Here is a 15770-nt window from a genome sequence, read left to right as displayed (position 1 = left end):
CCGGGGCGAACCCCGACACCGCCGTGGGCTCCCCGTGCGTGACCCCCGCGTCGGGTGTCTGCTCGGCGACCGGCCTGCCGCTGGGCACCTACTACTGGCAGGAGGTCTCGGCCCCCGACGGGTACGAGCTGCCCGACCTCAACGTGACCACCGTGGAACTGGACGCCAACGGGCAGAACGTGGCGGTCACCGTCGCCGACGCCAAGACCGTCGCTCCGACCGGTGCCACCAGCGTCACCAAGGTCGACTCCGTCACCGGACAGCCGCTCGCCGGAGCCTCCTTCCAGCTGTGGCGCGAGAGCAACGGCGTGGCCGGCCTCCAGACCTCCGGGGCGAACCCGGACACGGCCGTGGGTTCGGCGTGCGTGACGCCCGCGTCGGGTGTCTGTGTCGCGGACGGCCTGCCGCTGGGCACGTACTACTGGCAGGAGACAGCGGCGCCTCCCGGCTACGACCTGCCGCAGCCCGCGGTGACGACGGTGGTGCTGGACACCGACGGGCAGAACATCCAGGTCACGGTGAAGGACGTGAAGTCGGTCGTGCCGACCGGGTCCACCACCGTCACGAAGGTGGACGCCGAGACCGGCCACCCCCTGGCGGGTGCGGTCTTCCAGCTGTGGCACGAGACCAACGGCGTGCCCGGTCTGCAGACCGGCGGGGCGAACCCGGACACGGCCGTCGGCGCTCCGTGCGTCACCCCGGCCACGGGGGTCTGCTCGGCGGACGACCTGGCGCTGGGTACGTACTACTGGCAGGAGACGGCGGCGCCTCCCGGCTACGAGCTGCCACAGCCCGCGGTGACGACGGTGGTGCTCGACGCTGCCCGGCCGGACGTCCAGGTCACCGTCAAGGACGCGAAGTCGTCCACCCCGCCCGGGTCCACCTCCGTCACGAAGGTGGACGCCGACACCGGGAAGCCGCTGGCGGGGGCGACCTTCCAGCTGTGGCGTGAGACCAACGGCGTCGCGGGCCTGCAGACCGACGGGACGAACCCGGACACCCCCGTGGGTGCTCCGTGCGTGACCCCCGCGTCGGGTGTCTGCTCCGCCGCCGACCTGCCGCTGGGCATGTACTACTGGCAGGAGACGCAGGCGCCTCCCGGCTACGAGCTGCCGCAGCCCGCGGTGGCCACGGTCGAGCTGACCGAGGACTGCCCGTGCGTGGAGATCACGGTCAAGGACAGCAAGGAGTGCCCGCCGCCCCCGTGTCCGCCCACCCCCTGCCCGCCGGACGACGACTGGCGTGCGGTCGCGCGGTACACCCCCGTACCGGGCTTCCTCTGGGCGAAGAACGCCTGAGGTGACCAACCGGCCGGAGGAGTCGCGAGCGGCTCCTCCGGCCTCGTCGTGCCGGTCCGGTGCCACGGTGCTTCGGCAGGCGGCGCCCGGGGCCCTACGATGTCGCCATGAGCGGGAGCCTTCGGATATCAGGTGCACACCATGCGCAGGAGCATCGGGACGACGAGCGGCTGGACGCCGCGGCCGGCATCCTGGCGCTGCTCGCGGACCGCACCCGGCTCGCCCTGCTCCAGCGGCTGAGCGCCGGTGAGGCGGACGTGACCACGCTCACCGAGGCGACCGGAGCCCCGCGGACGTCGGTCAGCCAGCACCTCGGCAAGCTCCGGCTGGCGGGGCTGGTCACCACCCGCAAGGACGGCCGGCGCGTCGTGTACGCGCTGCGCCACGGCCATCTGCGGCGGCTGGTCGACGAGGCGCTGAGCGTCGCCGACCACCAGATCGGCGGGCTCCCGCCGCACGACTGACCCCCGCTCGACCGAGTCTCCGGCCCGTGCCCTCCGGGGTGCGGGCCGCTTTCCGGTCAACATGTGCACATGGGTGCACATGTTGACCTATCCTGGTGGTGCCGTCCTGCCGCGCCCAGTCGAGCGGGGTCCCCATGCTGTCCGTGCTGCGCAACCGCACCTATCTGCACCTGTTCGCCGCCCAGATCGTCGCCCTGGTGGGCACCGGCCTCGCCACGGTGGCGCTCGGTCTCCTGGCGTACGACCTCGCCGGAGCGGACGCCGGATCGGTGCTCGGCACCGCGCTGGCGATCAAGATGCTCGCGTACGTCGGCATCGCTCCGGTGGTCTCCGCGCTGGCCCACCGCATCCCGCGGCGGCGGCTGATGGCCGCCTCCGACCTCACCCGGGCCGCGGTGGCCCTCACCCTGCCGTTCGTCACCGAGGTGTGGCAGGTCTACGTCCTGATCTTCGTCCTGCAGTCCGCCTCGGCGGCGTTCACCCCGGCCTTCCAGTCGGTGATCCCCGAGGTGCTGCCCGCGGAGCGCGAGTACACCCGCGCCCTGTCGCTGTCCCGGCTCGCCTACGACACCGAGAGCCTGGTCAGCCCGGTGCTGGCGGCCACCCTGCTCGCCCTGATCAGCTACAACTGGCTGTTCTGGGGCACGGCGGCCGGGTTCCTCGCCTCCGCGGCGCTGGTGCTCTCCGCCGTCCTGCCGAAGCCCGTTCGCCCGGAGCCGGTCCCGGAGCCCGTTCCTCTGGAGCCGGTTCGCCCGGAGCCGGTTCGCCCGGAGCCGGTCCGCCCGGAGCGGGCCGGTGTCCTCGCGAGGTCCGGACGCGGCACCCGGCTGTTCCTCGCCGTGCCCCGGCTGCGCGCGATGCTCGCCCTGGACCTCGCGGCGGCCGCCGCCGGGGCGATGGTGATCGTCAACACCGTCGTCTACGTCCGCGGCCAGCTCGGCCGCCCGGCCGCCGACGTCCCGATCGCGCTCGGTGCCTACGGGGCCGGGTCGATGGCCGTGGCGCTGCTGCTGCCCCGGGTGCTGGACCGGGTCCCGGACCGGATCGTCATGCTCCCGGCGGCCTTCGGCATCGTCGGGCTCTTCGCCCTGCTCGCCGCGCTCACGGCCGCCGGGCCGGGCGCCTGGCACTGGCCCGTCCTGCTCGCCGTCTGGGCCGCCTTCGGCGCGGCCGGCTCACTGATCCTCACCCCCACCGGCCGGGTCCTGCGCGACTCGGTGGCCACGGAGGACCTCCCCGCCGTCTTCGCCGCCCAGTTCTCGCTCTCCCACGGCTGCTGGCTGCTCACCTACCCCCTGGCCGGCTGGCTCGGCGCCGCGCTGGGCCTCGGCGCGGCCTCGGTCGCCCTCGGCGGTGTCGCCCTCGCCTCCGGTGCGCTGGCCGCCCGGGCCTGGCGCTCGGTGCCCGGGGCGGGGAGCGCGACCGGTCGGGCCGCCGGCTCCGCTCCCGTCGGGCCTGCCGGGCGGAGGGTGCGGCCGCGCGGCCTGAGCGGAGTGCCGCGGGGTGCGGGGGCGGGGCGGCGGATGCCGGGGTAGCGCCTGTCCGGCGGGACGGTCACGGCTGCTCCCCGGCCCGCAGTTCGGTGGCGATCTGCCGCCGGCCGGCGACCAGTGCCTCCGCCACCACCCCGAGCCCGACCAGCAGGGCCAGGCCCGCGGTGGGCAGCAGCACCGGCAGCAGGGTGGGGGTGACGGCCTCCCCGACCCTGGCGCCGACCAGCGTCGAGATGTCGAACGCGCCGCCCAGCAGGGCGACCGCCGCGGCCGCGACCAGGCCGCCGCCGACGGCCGTGGCCAGCGTCCGCGGCAGCGCCTCGGTGACGATCAGTGCCAGCCCCTGGCGGGGCCGCAGGCCCATGGTGCGCAGCCGGGCGAGCAGGGCCGTACGGTCGGCCGCGGCCCGGACCAGCGTCAGCAGCACGGCGAGCAGGGCGTACCCGGCTCCGGCCGCCGCCGCGTACCAGAACAGCCGCTCGGCGGCGTGCTGCAGCGGGTCGTCGCCGAGCGCGGCGGCGGTCTCCCGGCTGCTGTGCACCGTGAATCCGGCGGGCAGGCCGTGGGTGTCCTTGCCGACGGCCGTGGCGCTGTCCGCGATCAGCTTGGCCAGACCGACCGGCCGGGCGCCGCTGTTGTCCCGCAGGGCGGTCCTGACCCCTTCGGGGTCGATGTCGCCGACGGCGAACCACTGGTTCGGCCGCCGGGCGTCCGGCAGCCGCTCCCAGGCGGCGCCGGCCGAGACGACGGCGAACGGCTTGCCCGGGTCCGGCAGCGCGGGGGTGGCGGCGACGATCCCGGCGACGCCGAGACGCAGGTCGTTGCCGTTGGGCGTGCGGACCTGGGACGGCCCTGCGGCCAGGCGCTCCGCCAGGTCGCGGCTGACCAGCGCGGGCACCGGGGTGTCCCGGCCGCCGGGCGTCCCCGCCAGCTTCGCCGCGTCGAACCCGTCGACCCCGAGGGTCCGGGCGATCTCCGCGTACGCCGCCGGATCGGCCACCATCACCAGGTAGGCCTCGGTGGCACTGCGGTCGTCGTCGACGATGCGGACCTTGGGCTGGATCTGGACCGCGGTCGAGGCCCGGACGCCCGGCAGGGCGGCGGCGGCCTCGGTGAACGACCCGGTCAGGGTGGCGTAGTCCGGGAGGGAGACGGCGATGTCCCCGCCCGTGGCGATGCGCGCCGCGTGGGTCCGTACGTGGTCGACGGTGTCGAGCACGGTGGCGCCGAAGCCGGTGGTGGTGACGGCGATCAGCAGGGCGAGCAGCGGCAGCACGGAGGGCTTGCGACGGCCGGAGCCGTCGCGGGCGGCCCGGGCGAGGCCGAGGAAGCCGATCAGGCCGCGGCCCCGGCCGACCAGGGCGGCCAGCCGGCCGACCGCCACCGGCTCGATCCGGGCCAGCACCAGTCCGCCGGTGACGGCGAGCAGGAGCGGCGCGGCGACCAGCAGCGGGTCCACCCCGGCCCCGGGGTGGCCGACGCCCCGGCGTCGGACCTCCGCCACGGCGGTGACGGCGACCGCCAGGACGGCGAGCTCGCCGACCAGTCGGCGCCGGCCGCCGACCGGCCGCCGCCGGGACCGCAGCAGGGCCGCGCGAACCGGAAAGGCCAGCAGCGCGACCAGGGTCGCGACCAGCGCCGCCAGCACCGCGCGCTCCCACCGGGCGGTGGGCAGCAGCACCAGGGCGAGGGCCGTGCCGAGCACGGCGGCGGGCAGCACGGTGACCGCGCCCTCGGCGAGCAGCCGTCGCAGCACCCCGGTGCGGGAGCCGCCGCGGGCCCGGAGCAGCCGGATCTCGGCGGCGCGCCGGTCGGTGGTGAGCGCGGCGGCCAGGAACAGCACCACGGTGGCGACGCCCGCGACACCGGCCGGGCCGATCGCGCTGAGCGGCAGCGTGGCCCGGTGGCGCCGGTCCGCCTCGGTGAGGATCTCGGGCAGACCCGAGACGGTGTGCAGGTCGGCGCGCCTGGTCCGGTCGACCAGGGCGGTGGCGTCGCGCCCGGTCAGGAAGGACGTGATGACGCCGCGGGTGCCGTCGATCCGGTCGGTGCGCAGCGAGGTGGGGTCGACGGACAGCCGCCAGAAGTTCTCGGCGTTCGAACCCCAGCGGACCATCGCGGGCAGGCTGCCGCCGTCGACGAACCCGCTGGTCGACCAGTGCTCGTGGTCGGCCCGGGTGTTCAGGCAGGCGCGGGCCGGGCAGCCGAGCTCGTCCCAGAACGGGTCCTGGGGGTCGTCGACCTGGTAGAGGCCGACCACCACGGTGGTCCGCTCGGCACCCGAGTTCTCGGCGCCGTTGTCGATGACGTCACCGAGCTTGATGTGGATGGTCTCCGCGGCCTGCTTGCTGACCACGATCGGCAGCGGGCCGCCGACGGTGCCGGGGGTAGGCCAGGTGCCCTCGGTGAGGGTGGCCCGGGAGGCCAGGTCGTGCAGGTAGAGCAGGCCGAGGGCCGGGTAGGGCTCCTTGTCGGAGATGTGGGCGTACCCCGGATTGGCCATGGAGTGCTCGCTCAGGGCGCGGGCGCCGTAGGCCTGGTTCCGCTGGGCCAGCGTCAGCTGCCCGCCGACCTGCTCGACGAGCTGCTGCTGCACCCGGTCGAGTGCGGCGGCGGTGTCGTCGTCCCGCGTCTTGGAGGTGGTGTGCAGGCTGGTCGGGTGGAGGCCCTTCTGCCGGACGAAATCCTGGAGCGCCGTGTCCGCGCCCCGGTCCGCGACGCGGGGGAAGGCCGCCGCCAGGAAGACGGTGACGAACGCGAGGGCCGCCATGAGCAGCGCGGCCAGCGGGTTCGCCCGCAGTCTGGTGCGGACCCAGGGTGCGGGGCGGTGGGCGTGGGCGTGGGCGTGGGCGGGCGCGGGGTTGGGCGCGGTGGTGCCGGCCTGGGTGGTCACATCTCCCCTTCGTCCTTCTGCCGCTTCCCACGGGCATGCCGGCGCGGTGATCACCGGCCTTCGGTCGCCGGATAGCGGACGATGCTGTCAGATTCGGTCGGCGAGCGGAAGGGATTCGTGCCGATCGAGTAAGTAATGGAATCTTTCCTGGAATTGGCGGCATCGGCGCCAGGGGAGAAGCCCTTGAAAGGGCGTGCACATTTCACAACTCCGGCTTCAGTTCACTGCTTTGACCTGGGAACTTCCTTTTCGGGAACATTCCCGCCCCGGATGCTGAACCGAGCCGCCGCCGTATCCGTTGTGCCGGCGTTCCGTTCTGCTGAGGCCGACTCAGGAACTGGTCTGGGCGGTGCAGGTGCCGAACCGGTCGCCGGGCTGGATGCTGCCGTCGCCGAAGGTCTGGTTCATCACGGCGGCGAACTCGGGCAGGACGCTCATCCGGATGTCGGACAGCGCGAGGTCGACCCGGGGCGGGACCACGGATTGGACGAAGGGGGTGATCTCGGGCCGGGTGGGGATGTTGTACACGGGGATGCGGGTGCCCGCGGGGTCGCTGCTGGTCTGCACGACGAAGGTGCTGTCGCCGGAGAGGCTGCCTTCGAGGTTGGTGGCCTGCACGTAGTGGCCGGAGGTGTCGGTCAGGGTGAAGCCGCCCTTGGCCGCCGTGCGGATGTAGACGGAGTCGGCCAGGGCGACGGGGTTGCCGACGGCGGTGAGGTCGATGGTGACCGTCCCGGTGGCGTCCTTGTCCAGGAAGGCCGAGGCGTTGCTGCCGGGGGTGAGGGGCTTGAAGGTGACGCCGTCCTTCGTCCAGGAGACCGTGCAGTCGGCGCTGCCGGTGGCCATGTTCAGGGTGACGGGCGCGCCCGCGTAGGCGAAGTGGGCCAGGGTGACGGTGCCGGCGAGGGCGGCGACGGCGACCGCTACGGTCTTCGGGGACATGTGCGGGGGCTCCCTGGTGCTCGGGTGGTTCCCCCCGGCTCCCAGCCTCCCGGGACCGGCGGGGCCCGGCAATCCCGGTGCGCCGAGCAGGGCCATCACCCGTGATGACGGGCCCTCGGTGTTCCGCTGTGCGGTGGGGACGTCAGTCGAGTTCGTTCTTGTGGACGACGCCGCCCCTGACGATGAGGCGCAGGTTGCGTTCGGGGTCGGCGAGGACGGACAGGTCGGTGGTCGGGTCGCCGTCGACGACCAGGAGGTCGGCCCAGGCCCCCGGTGCGATGACTCCGAGCGGCGCCGCCCGATAGGGGTCGCGGCGACCGGACATGCGGAACAGTTCGGCGTTGCCGGAGGTGGCCAGCTTCAGGGCCTCGACGGGGCTGAGGTGGTCGCCGAGCCGGACGAGCATCTCGTTCTGCCGGTAAGCCTTCCCGGGATCGAACACCAGGTCGGTGCCGAAGGCCAGCCGCACGCCGTGCCGCTGTGCCCAGCCGAAGGTACGGGCGACGCCCTCGCACACCTCGCGGTTCTTGCGGTCGCTGTCCGGGGAGGCGTAGTGATGGTCGTCGACCTCGAACGGCTGGGTGCTCAGCCACACGTTCTTCCGCGCGAGGTGGCGGACGGTGTCCTCGTCGACGAGGTGTCCGTGCTCGATGCAGCGCACCCCGGCGTCCACCGCGCGGCGCACGCCCTCGGAGGTGTAGACGTGCGCGGCCACGTAGGTGCCCCAGTCGGCGGCCGCGGCCACCGCCGCCTCGAGTTCCGCGGTGGTGAACTGCAGGACGTCCAGCGGGTCGAACTCGGAGACGACACCTCCGCCGGCCATCAGCTTGATCTGCGCCGCGCCCTTCCTCAGCTGCTCGCGCACCGCGGCGAGCACCCGCTCCGGCCCGTCGGCCACCCGCGTGAACCCGAGCTGTTCGGTGCGGGCCTGTGGACCGCCCAGGGCCGTCGGGGTGTCGTAGGCGGTCCCGAAGTCACCGTGGCCGGAGGTCTGGGACACGGCCGCCTGGCTCGGGTAGATCCGCGGGCCGGGGAACAGCCCGCGGTCGACGACCCGCCGCAGCGGCTCGGTGTCGCCGGCCATGTCCCGGACGGTGGTGAAGCCGCGCATCAGCATCTCGCGGGCCGAGGCCAGCGCCTGGTAGTAGACGGCGCCGGTCGATCCGAGCTGCAGCTCCGCCATGGTGCCGCCGATCGCGAACAGGTGGACGTGCGCGTCGGTGAGCCCCGGGATGAGCGTGCGGCCGCCGCCGTCGAGCACCGTCGCCCCCTGGGCGCCTCGCGGGGACGGGGCGCCCGGCAGCACCTCGGCGATCCTGTCCCGCTCGATCCGGACGTGCCCCGGCACCGCCTCCGGGCCGATCCCGTCGAAGACGCGCACGTTCGTCACCAGCAGCCCGGCAGCGGAGCCGTCGACACCCATGCCGCCATCCTCGCCCGGCCGGGGGACCGCCACCAGACGGCACACCCGGGTAGCTGACCGTGCGCCTCACCCTGGGAACGGCCGACACCGTTCGGGCCGCCGTCGGGGGCGAAGTCGACATCTGCGCGGCGCGGGGACTCACCGCCCCCTCGTGGATGCGGCAAGCAGCTGCGAGGCCGGAACCGTCGTGGACCTGACCGGGGTGACGTTCGTGGACTGGGCCGGCCTGTCGGCGCTGCTGACCGCACGCGGCCGCCGAACACGGCCGTCCGGTACGGATCGGCCCGCTTAGCGCCCCGACTCCGGCTCTGACAGCGGCAGTACGACCCGCCGCTCGATCAGGGGAGGCCACGCCGGGAGCCGACGACCGCGGGGCCCGGGACGCCAAGTCCGGCGCGGTCGCGGGCGGCCGGCCGACGCTTGACTCCTGGGGCGTCCTGCTGGTCAACGAGGCCTACCGCCATGCCAAGCCGGTCGCCGGCGACGACGACGCGCGCGCCCTCTGGGCGGCGGGGGTCGATCCCCACGCGCCGGGTGTGTTCACCGAGACGAGCGGTGGGCAGGCCGTGTCGGCGCTGGCCGAGCAGCTCGAAACCCACCGGATCTGGGAGCGCTTCCCCGCGGCGGGCTGAGCCCTCCTCTCCCGCCCGCCTGCGCCGACGGCTGTGTGCGCAGGCGGGCGGGAGAACGGTGGCGTGGAGGCGGCTCGCTACGGGGCCCGCCCGGCAGGAGGCCGTGGTGGCCGCAGGTTGTCGTGGAGGAGCTGCAGGGCGGCGAGGACACTCGCGTGCTGGATGTCCTCGCGCCCGTCACCGGATGGGTCGGGTTCGGCCGTGGTGGTGGCGCGGGGAGTGGCGAGGGCGACGTAGATGGTGCCGACCGGCCGGCCGTCCTGGGGCGCGGGCCCGGCGACGCCGGTGGTGGCGAGACCGTAGGTGGCACCGGTGGCCGTGCGGACCCCTCGGGCCATCTGGGCGGCGACCTCGGGATGGACCGCGCCGGTGGTGGCCAGCAGCGAGGCGTCGACGTGCAGCAGGGCGGCCTTGGTCTCGGTGGCGTAGGCGACGATGCCGCCGAGGAAGGTGGGCCCGGCGCCGGGGGCGTCCGCCAGCGCGGTGGCCAGACGGCCCGCGGTGAGCGACTCGGCGACGGCGAGCGTGTGGCCCGCTGCTGCCAGGGCGGCGGTGATGTGCCGCGCCAGCGTCCCGGCCGGATCGAGTCCCGCGGGACCGACCGGCGGCTGGTCCAGCCCGCCAGGGCCGCGGGCGCCGGGAGGCCGTCCGGGGCCGGGCTCGTGCGTCATGGGCTCGGCCGTTCAGGTCTCGACGGTGACGCGCACCGCGGCCAGGTCCGGGTCGGAACTGTCGGGGACGAGCATGCCCGCGTCGTGGCCGCTGCGCAGGTAGGCGAGCACGTCGTCGTTGAGGCGCTCACCGGGGAGGGCGGCGGGGATGCCGGGCGGGTAGGGGGTGAGCATCTCCGCGCAGACCCGTCCGGCCGCCTTCTCGACCGGCACCTGTTCGACGGGTCCGAAGAAGGCGTCGCGCGGCAGCAGGACCTGCTCCAGCCGCAACTGGGCGGGACCGGGGACGTGGATGCGGGGCACCGGGCGCAGGTCCGGGGCGATCGCGACGAGTTCGGTCAGGCCGTCGACGAGGGCGTCGGCGGTGGTGGTGCTGTCGGCGTGGGTGAACTGGGCGCTGATGCGGCGGTGGTCGCACAGGTGGAGCGTGAGCTGGCGGTGAGAGCGCAGCCAGTCGCCTGCCGCGTATCCGCTGGTGCCCAGTGCGGAGATGTCGATGATCACCTGGAGCGGGTCGAGGTCGGCGGCTCGCTCCGGGGCGCAGAAGTCGTCGCGGCCGTGGACGTGCGGGCCCTCCAACCGCTCGATGCGCTCGCGCGTGGCCTCGACGAGGTCGAGGGCGGCGTCGTAGAGGGCGCGGCCGTGCTGGACCATCTGGCGGCGCCAGCCGTCCAGGGCCGCGTAGACCAGGGCCGACGGGCTGGTGGTGCCGAGCAGGTCCTCGCGCTGCTTGAGGACCGCGGCCTCGACGAGGGCGCCCTGGAGGTGGAACACGGAGCCCTGTTCCAGGCCGGAGCCCATCTTGTGGACGGAGGTGACGCACACGTCCGCGCCCGCGTCCATCGCCCAGCGCGGCAGCCGAGGGTGGAAGGGCAGGTGGGCGCCCCACGCCTCGTCCACGACCAGCGGCTTGCCGTGGTCGTGGCACACGTCGGTGATCGCCTCCAGGTCGGCACACGTTCCGTACGGGGTCGGGGAGGTGACGAGTGCGCCCTTGGCGTTCGGATGCTGTTCGAGGGCGGCGCGGAAGGAGTCGGCGGACGGCGGGTGCGCCAGGTGCAGGTCCGGGTCCCACTGCGGTTCGACCCAGATCGGGCGGATGCCGGCGACGATGAGTCCGGCGACGACGGACTTGTGCGCGTCCCGTCCCACCAGGAGTTCCTCGTGGGGGCCGGCCACGGCGAGCATCGCGGCCTTCACGGACAGGGAGCTGCCGCAGGTGGAGAAGAAGGTGTGGTCGGCGCCGACCGCTTCGGCCATCAGCTCCTGGGCGTGCTGGAGGATCCGGCGCGAGTCGGTGCGGTCGTCCAGGCCGCCGGTGGTCAGCACATCCGCCAGGAAGACGTCCGCGCCCAGCGTCCGCAGGACCCGGGGGTCCGTGCCGCGGCCCTGTCTGTGGCCGGGTGGGGTGAACGTGGTCAGCGGGTTGGCGTGGAAGGCCGCGAGGGCTTCGAGCACTGGTGCCTGGGACTGGTCCATGGCGCGCGTGTGCCCGGCGAGGGTGGCAGGAAACGCGCCCCGGCAGGCCGCCCGGGCGCGGGTCGGGGGCCGTTGCCGCGTGCGGGAGGGCGAACACTGGAGGCATGGATCCGGTTGAAGCGCTCCGGCGGATCGCGTTCCTCCTGGAGTGGCGTGACGCCTCCCCGTACCGGGTGCGGGCCTTCCACACGGCAGCCGGCGCAGTCCGTGCCCTGCCGCCGGGACCGGTGGACGCCGAGCAGGTGCAGCGGCTGCGCGGCGTGGGACCGGTGACGGCGGAGGTGATCGCCCAGGCGTCGGGCGGCGGGGTACCGGCGTACCTCGCCCGGGTGGAGGCGGAGAGCGTGCCGGCCGCTCGGGCCGGCTGGGACCTGGTCGTGGCCGGCACGGGGGACTGCCACGTGCACTCCGACTGGTCCGACGCTGGCGGCTCCATCGAGGAGATGGCCGAGACCGACCGCGCCCTGGGCCACCGCTGGGCGGTCCTGACCGACCACTCGCCGCGCCTGACGATCGCCCGTGGTCTGAGCCCCGACCGGCGGCTGCGGTGCCAGCTGGAGGCGGTGGCCGCCCTCAATGCCCGCCTCGGCCCCGACTTCCGGCTGCTGACCGGTATCGAGTGCGACATCCTGCCGGACGGCTCCCTCGATCAGGAGAAGGAGTTGCTCGCACGGCTCGACGTGGTGGTGGCCTCCGTGCACTCGAAGCTGCGCGCGGAGCCCGGGCCGATGACCGCCCGCATGGTGGCGGCGGTGTGCGATCCGCACGTGGACGTGCTCGGGCACTGCACCGGCCGGATCATCACCGGCCGGGGGCCTGGCCGGCTGAGGCCGAGCGCGGACGCTCCCGAAGCGAAGCGGCCTCGCGCTCGCCGCTCCGCCCGTCGGAGAACCGCGCGAGCCGGCTGACGGCACCGAGAACGAGAGCGTGATCGCCGGACCGCTCGCGGACGCGGTCGTGGACGGTCGACGGAGGCGTCAGCCGGCCCGAAGACCCACCGCCAACGTCAGTTCGAGGACCCGCTGCGGCGATGCGAGATCCGGAAACAGCTCCCGCAGCTGCGACATCCGGTACCGGACCGTCTGGGGATGGACGAACAACGCCGCCGCCACCTCTTCCCGCCTGCCCTGGTGCAGCAGCCACGCCCGCAACGTCTCCTCCAGCCGCCGTGCGGTCGCGACGGGCAGGGTCCGCAATGGTGCGAGGGCCCGGGCCCGCAGGTCCGCGAAGGCGTCCACGTCGGCGCTCAGCACCAGCTCGGGCAGGTGGTCCTCGGTGTCGCGGATATCAGGTGAGAGGGAACGCGCGCGCACGGCTCGTGCGTACGAGGCGGACGCACGAGTCCATGGCCGGGCCGGGCCGACCACGGCGGTGCGGTCGGTCAGCTGCCGCAGGAGATGTGATCGATCGGCGTCGGGGACGAGCAGTACACCGGTGGCGTCCGGCAGATCGTCGAGGACGAGGGTGCTCGGATCGAGCGCGCGGTAGGCGGGCCGGGCCTGGGCGGCCGGCAGCAGGACCGCGGTCAGCGAGACCGGAGGCTGCCACCCGGCCCGGTGGACAGAGGCCAGCAGCACGTCCGGGCTCGCGCCGGCGAGGAGGTCGCGGGCCAGGTGCTCCAGGTGGCGCTCCCGGGCCCTGCCCCGGGCGGCCAGCTCGTCGGCATGGCCCGCGGCGCTCGCGGCGGAGAGCTCGTCGATGTAGGCGAAGGTCAGCTCGGCGAACTTGGCGACCTCGGCGGCGGGCAGACCCGCGGGTACGGCACCCGCTGCCAGGCACCGCCAGGCCACGCGGGCGCCGACGCGGTAGGCGCTGAGCAGGGCGTCCATCGAACGGCCGTCGCGCACCTCGCCGCGGCCCAGCTCGTAGGCCGCGTCACCGGCGTCGCCACCCGTGGCGTTCCCGCTTGCGAGGTCCAGGTAGTGCCCCAGGGCGGTGCGGACGGCTCGGCGGATGGTGGCGCCCATGCGGCCCGAAAGGGCGTTGGCATAGGGAGGGACCTCGTCGATGATCGCCTCGACGACCTCGTCGGCGGTGGACGTCAGCGCGGCCCGAAGCGCGGTGACCGTCGTCTCGTCCAGGACCAGCTCGCTGGCCCTCCGGATGGCATAGTTCACGTTCTTTGTTCCCCACGAACAATTCAGCCGACCAGATTCACGTCCTACGGTCAGGACTTTACGCCCCGAGGCGCAGCAAGCTGGAGTCATGACGAGTGCAACCCTCCGCGGCAGGGCATGGAAACTGCTGGAGATGGTCACGACGCCGCTGCTGCCGTCGGACTACCTCGACCTGGTCAGCCCGCTGCGTGCGGGCGCCGACCTGCGGGGACGCATCGAGGCCGTGCACCCCGAGACGGGTGACGCCGCGACCGTCGTGATCAGGCCGGGGCGGGGCTGGCGCGGCCACACGGCCGGTCAGTACGTGCGGATCGGGGTCGACGTCGACGGGAGGCGCCTGTGGCGGGCCTACTCCCTCACCTCGCCGACGAACCGTCCGGACGGCCGCATCACGATCACCGTGAAGGCGATCCCGGACGGCAAGGTCAGCAACCACCTGGTCCACAGGGCGACACCGGGCACGCTGGTCCAGCTCGACCAGCCGACCGGTGACTTCGTGCTGCCGCAGGCCAAGCCCGCCAAGGTGCTCTACCTGACGGCCGGCAGCGGCATCACGCCCGTGATGGGCATGCTGCGCGACCACGAGTTCGCCGACGTCGTCATGGTCCACTGCGCGTCGCGGCCGCAAGACGTGATCTTCCGCGACGAACTGCACAGCCTGGTCGCGGACGGCAAGCTGCGCCTCACCGAGGTGCACACCGAGACGGACGGCAGGCTCGACGTCGCCCGTCTCGGCGAACTCGTGCCCGACTGGGCCGAGCGCGAGACCTGGGCCTGCGGGCCCGCGGGCCTGCTCGACGCCGCGGAGGAGCACTGGACCGAGCACGGCGTCCGAGTGCGACTGCACACCGAACGCTTCCGCCCCGGCATCGTCGTCGCCGGCGCCGGCGAGGGCGGCGAGGTCACGTTCAGCGCCACCGGCAGGGCCGTCGACGCGGACGGCGCCACGTCGTTGCTGGACATCGGCGAGGAGGCCGGCGTGCTCATGCCCTCCGGGTGCCGCATGGGCATCTGCTTCGGCTGCGTCACGCCGCTCAAGGCGGGCGCCATCCGCGACCTGCGCACCGGCGAGATCACCGAGGCCGAGCCGGGCGTCCTCATCCAGACCTGCGTGTCCGCCGCGGCGGGCCCCTGCGACATCGAACGGTAGACGCACCTTGACCGCCATCGACCCCACCGCCCACCTGACCGCGGAGCAGATCGAGGAGCTCGGCCGCGAACTGGACGCGATCCGCGACGAGGTGATCGCCAGCCGCGGCGAGAAGGACGCTGCCTACATCCGCAAGGTCATCTCGGCGCAGCGCAAGCTCGAGCTGGCCAGCAGGGGCGTGCTGCTGTTCTCAATCTTCCCACCCGCGTGGCTGCTCGGCACCGCCGGCCTGTCCGTGGCGAAGATCATGGACAACATGGAGATCGGCCACAACGTCCTGCACGGCCAGTGGGACTGGATGCGGGACCCGAAGATCCACTCCACCACCTGGGAGTGGGACCACGTCTCGCCGTCCGAGCAGTGGAAGCACTCGCACAACGAGCTGCACCACACGTACACCAACGTGATCGGCAAGGACAACGACCTCGGCTACGGCATCATGCGCGTCGACGAGGACCAGAAGTGGCACCCCTTCCACCTCGGCCAGCCGCTGTGGAACTTCCTCAACGCCTGCTTCTTCGAGTACGGCATCGCGGCGTACGACCTGGAGCTCGGCAAGAACCTGCACAAGCGTCGCCGCAAGGACCCGGAGTTCCGCGCGCGGGCCAAGGCCGTGGGCCGCAAGATCCGCAAGCAGGCGCTCAAGGACTACGTGATCCACCCGCTGCTCTCGGGCCCGTCGTTCCTCACCACGCTCGCCGCCACCTTCACCGCGAACCTGGTCCGCAACCTCTGGACCCACTCGGTGATCATGTGCGGGCACTTCCCCGAGGGCGTCCGGGTCTTCGAGCGCCAGTCGATCAAGGGCGAGACGCGCGGCCAGTGGTACCTGCGCCAGATGATGGGTTCGGCGAACATCAGCGGCAGCAAGGCCATGCACTTCATGACCGGCAACCTGTCGCACCAGATCGAGCACCACCTGTTCCCGGACCTGCCGAGCAATCGGTACGCCGAGGTCGCGGTGAAGGTGCGCGCGCTGTTCGAGAAGTACGAGTTGGAGTACGTCACCGGGCCGCTGCCCAAGCAGGTGTTCTCCGCGTGGCACAAGGTCTTCCGGCTCTCGCTGCCGAACAGGAAGCCCAAGGTCGAGATGCCGGACCGCGAGCATGAGCTCGTCGCTTCCTAATGTCGTTGTCAAGCCGTCTCGGTCGCTGGGGGTGTGATGTGGTAGCACCGTCTGTCACGAATCAGGGCCCAGAGAACGTTGA

Annotated in this window: 12 protein-coding genes and 1 pseudogene; 7 read left to right on the top strand and 6 right to left on the bottom strand. The window is 73.4% G+C overall.

Going from position 1 to position 15770, the window contains the following annotated elements; translation table 11 throughout:
- The 3 genes from ACZ5OX_RS37560 to ACZ5OX_RS37550 all read left to right on the top strand — a co-directional run.
- Window positions 1–1298 (top strand): MSCRAMM family protein (locus ACZ5OX_RS37560; RefSeq protein WP_465636473.1); only part of this gene is annotated, 1298 nt, incomplete at its 5' end.
- Between the two features lie 107 nt (window positions 1299–1405).
- Window positions 1406–1762 (top strand): ArsR/SmtB family transcription factor, encoded by a 357-nt coding sequence (locus ACZ5OX_RS37555; protein WP_392880600.1) that lies wholly within the window; start codon window positions 1406–1408, stop codon window positions 1760–1762.
- Between the two features lie 134 nt (window positions 1763–1896).
- Window positions 1897–3297 carry an MFS transporter gene (locus tag ACZ5OX_RS37550; protein ID WP_465636471.1) on the top strand — a complete coding sequence of 467 codons (1401 nt, stop codon included), beginning with the start codon at window positions 1897–1899 and terminating at the stop codon, window positions 3295–3297.
- Between the two features lie 19 nt (window positions 3298–3316).
- On the opposite strand, the gene ACZ5OX_RS37545 is transcribed toward ACZ5OX_RS37550, so the two are convergent.
- The 3 genes from ACZ5OX_RS37545 to ACZ5OX_RS37535 form a co-directional block, all read right to left on the bottom strand.
- Entirely contained in the window at window positions 3317–6148 is a 2832-nt protein-coding gene (locus ACZ5OX_RS37545) for a hypothetical protein (RefSeq protein WP_465636469.1), read from the bottom strand.
- Window positions 6149–6478: 330 nt separating this feature from the next.
- Window positions 6479–7090: a hypothetical protein gene (locus ACZ5OX_RS37540; RefSeq protein ID WP_465636467.1), complete on the bottom strand. Its 612-nt coding sequence runs from the start codon at window positions 7088–7090 to the stop codon at window positions 6479–6481.
- A gap of 142 nt (window positions 7091–7232) precedes the next feature.
- The gene (locus ACZ5OX_RS37535; protein ID WP_465636466.1) at window positions 7233–8513 is read right to left on the bottom strand and encodes a metal-dependent hydrolase family protein; all 1281 of its coding nucleotides are present in this window, start codon (window positions 8511–8513) and stop codon (window positions 7233–7235) included.
- A gap of 278 nt (window positions 8514–8791) precedes the next feature.
- Here ACZ5OX_RS37535 and ACZ5OX_RS37530 point away from each other — a divergent pair, with 278 nt between their 5' ends.
- Window positions 8792–9145, top strand: a complete 354-nt coding sequence (locus ACZ5OX_RS37530) for a hypothetical protein (RefSeq protein WP_465636520.1) — start codon at window positions 8792–8794, stop codon at window positions 9143–9145.
- A gap of 77 nt (window positions 9146–9222) precedes the next feature.
- Here ACZ5OX_RS37530 and ACZ5OX_RS37525 read toward each other — a convergent pair whose 3' ends face one another.
- Window positions 9223–9816, bottom strand: a complete 594-nt coding sequence (locus ACZ5OX_RS37525) for a CinA family protein (RefSeq protein WP_465636464.1) — start codon at window positions 9814–9816, stop codon at window positions 9223–9225.
- 12 nt (window positions 9817–9828) lie between these two features.
- Window positions 9829–11295: an aminotransferase class I/II-fold pyridoxal phosphate-dependent enzyme gene (locus ACZ5OX_RS37520; protein WP_465636462.1), complete on the bottom strand. Its 1467-nt coding sequence runs from the start codon at window positions 11293–11295 to the stop codon at window positions 9829–9831.
- Window positions 11296–11399: 104 nt separating this feature from the next.
- Here ACZ5OX_RS37520 and ACZ5OX_RS37515 point away from each other — a divergent pair.
- Window positions 11400–12137: pseudogene (locus ACZ5OX_RS37515) on the top strand (PHP domain-containing protein); the annotation flags it as partial.
- A 135-nt stretch (window positions 12138–12272) separates the two neighbouring features.
- Here the strand turns inward: ACZ5OX_RS37515 and ACZ5OX_RS37510 are convergent.
- A complete protein-coding gene (locus ACZ5OX_RS37510; RefSeq protein WP_465636460.1) occupies window positions 12273–13412 on the bottom strand; it encodes a PucR family transcriptional regulator in 1140 nt (379 codons plus the stop codon).
- A gap of 88 nt (window positions 13413–13500) precedes the next feature.
- On the opposite strand from ACZ5OX_RS37510, the gene ACZ5OX_RS37505 reads away from it, so the two are divergent.
- Together ACZ5OX_RS37505 and ACZ5OX_RS37500 are read left to right on the top strand one after the other, a co-directional pair.
- The gene (locus tag ACZ5OX_RS37505) at window positions 13501–14562 is read left to right on the top strand and encodes a ferredoxin reductase (RefSeq protein WP_465636458.1); all 1062 of its coding nucleotides are present in this window, start codon (window positions 13501–13503) and stop codon (window positions 14560–14562) included.
- A 7-nt stretch (window positions 14563–14569) separates the two neighbouring features.
- On the top strand, window positions 14570–15688 hold the full coding sequence (locus ACZ5OX_RS37500) for a fatty acid desaturase family protein (RefSeq protein WP_465636456.1): 1119 nt from the start codon (window positions 14570–14572) through the stop codon (window positions 15686–15688).
- Window positions 15689–15770: the final 82 nt, after the last annotated feature.

The organism is Kitasatospora sp. NPDC032121, assembly GCF_055580145.1.
Note: the sequence above shows the minus strand (reverse complement) of the source record. Positions and strands in the feature narration are given on the sequence as shown.

Bases quoted from the DNA above. Each gene is read 5' to 3' on its own strand.
- ACZ5OX_RS37555 (WP_392880600.1), top strand. From the start codon at position 1,406: ATGAGCGGGAGCCTTCGGATATCAGGTGCACACCATGCGCAGGAGCAT.
- ACZ5OX_RS37550 (WP_465636471.1), top strand. From the start codon at position 1,897: ATGCTGTCCGTGCTGCGCAACCGCACCTATCTGCACCTGTTCGCCGCC.
- ACZ5OX_RS37540 (WP_465636467.1), bottom strand. From the start codon at position 7,090: ATGTCCCCGAAGACCGTAGCGGTCGCCGTCGCCGCCCTCGCCGGCACC.
- ACZ5OX_RS37535 (WP_465636466.1), bottom strand. From the start codon at position 8,513: ATGGGTGTCGACGGCTCCGCTGCCGGGCTGCTGGTGACGAACGTGCGC.
- ACZ5OX_RS37525 (WP_465636464.1), bottom strand. From the start codon at position 9,816: ATGACGCACGAGCCCGGCCCCGGACGGCCTCCCGGCGCCCGCGGCCCT.
- ACZ5OX_RS37520 (WP_465636462.1), bottom strand. From the start codon at position 11,295: ATGGACCAGTCCCAGGCACCAGTGCTCGAAGCCCTCGCGGCCTTCCAC.
- ACZ5OX_RS37505 (WP_465636458.1), top strand. From the start codon at position 13,501: ATGACGAGTGCAACCCTCCGCGGCAGGGCATGGAAACTGCTGGAGATG.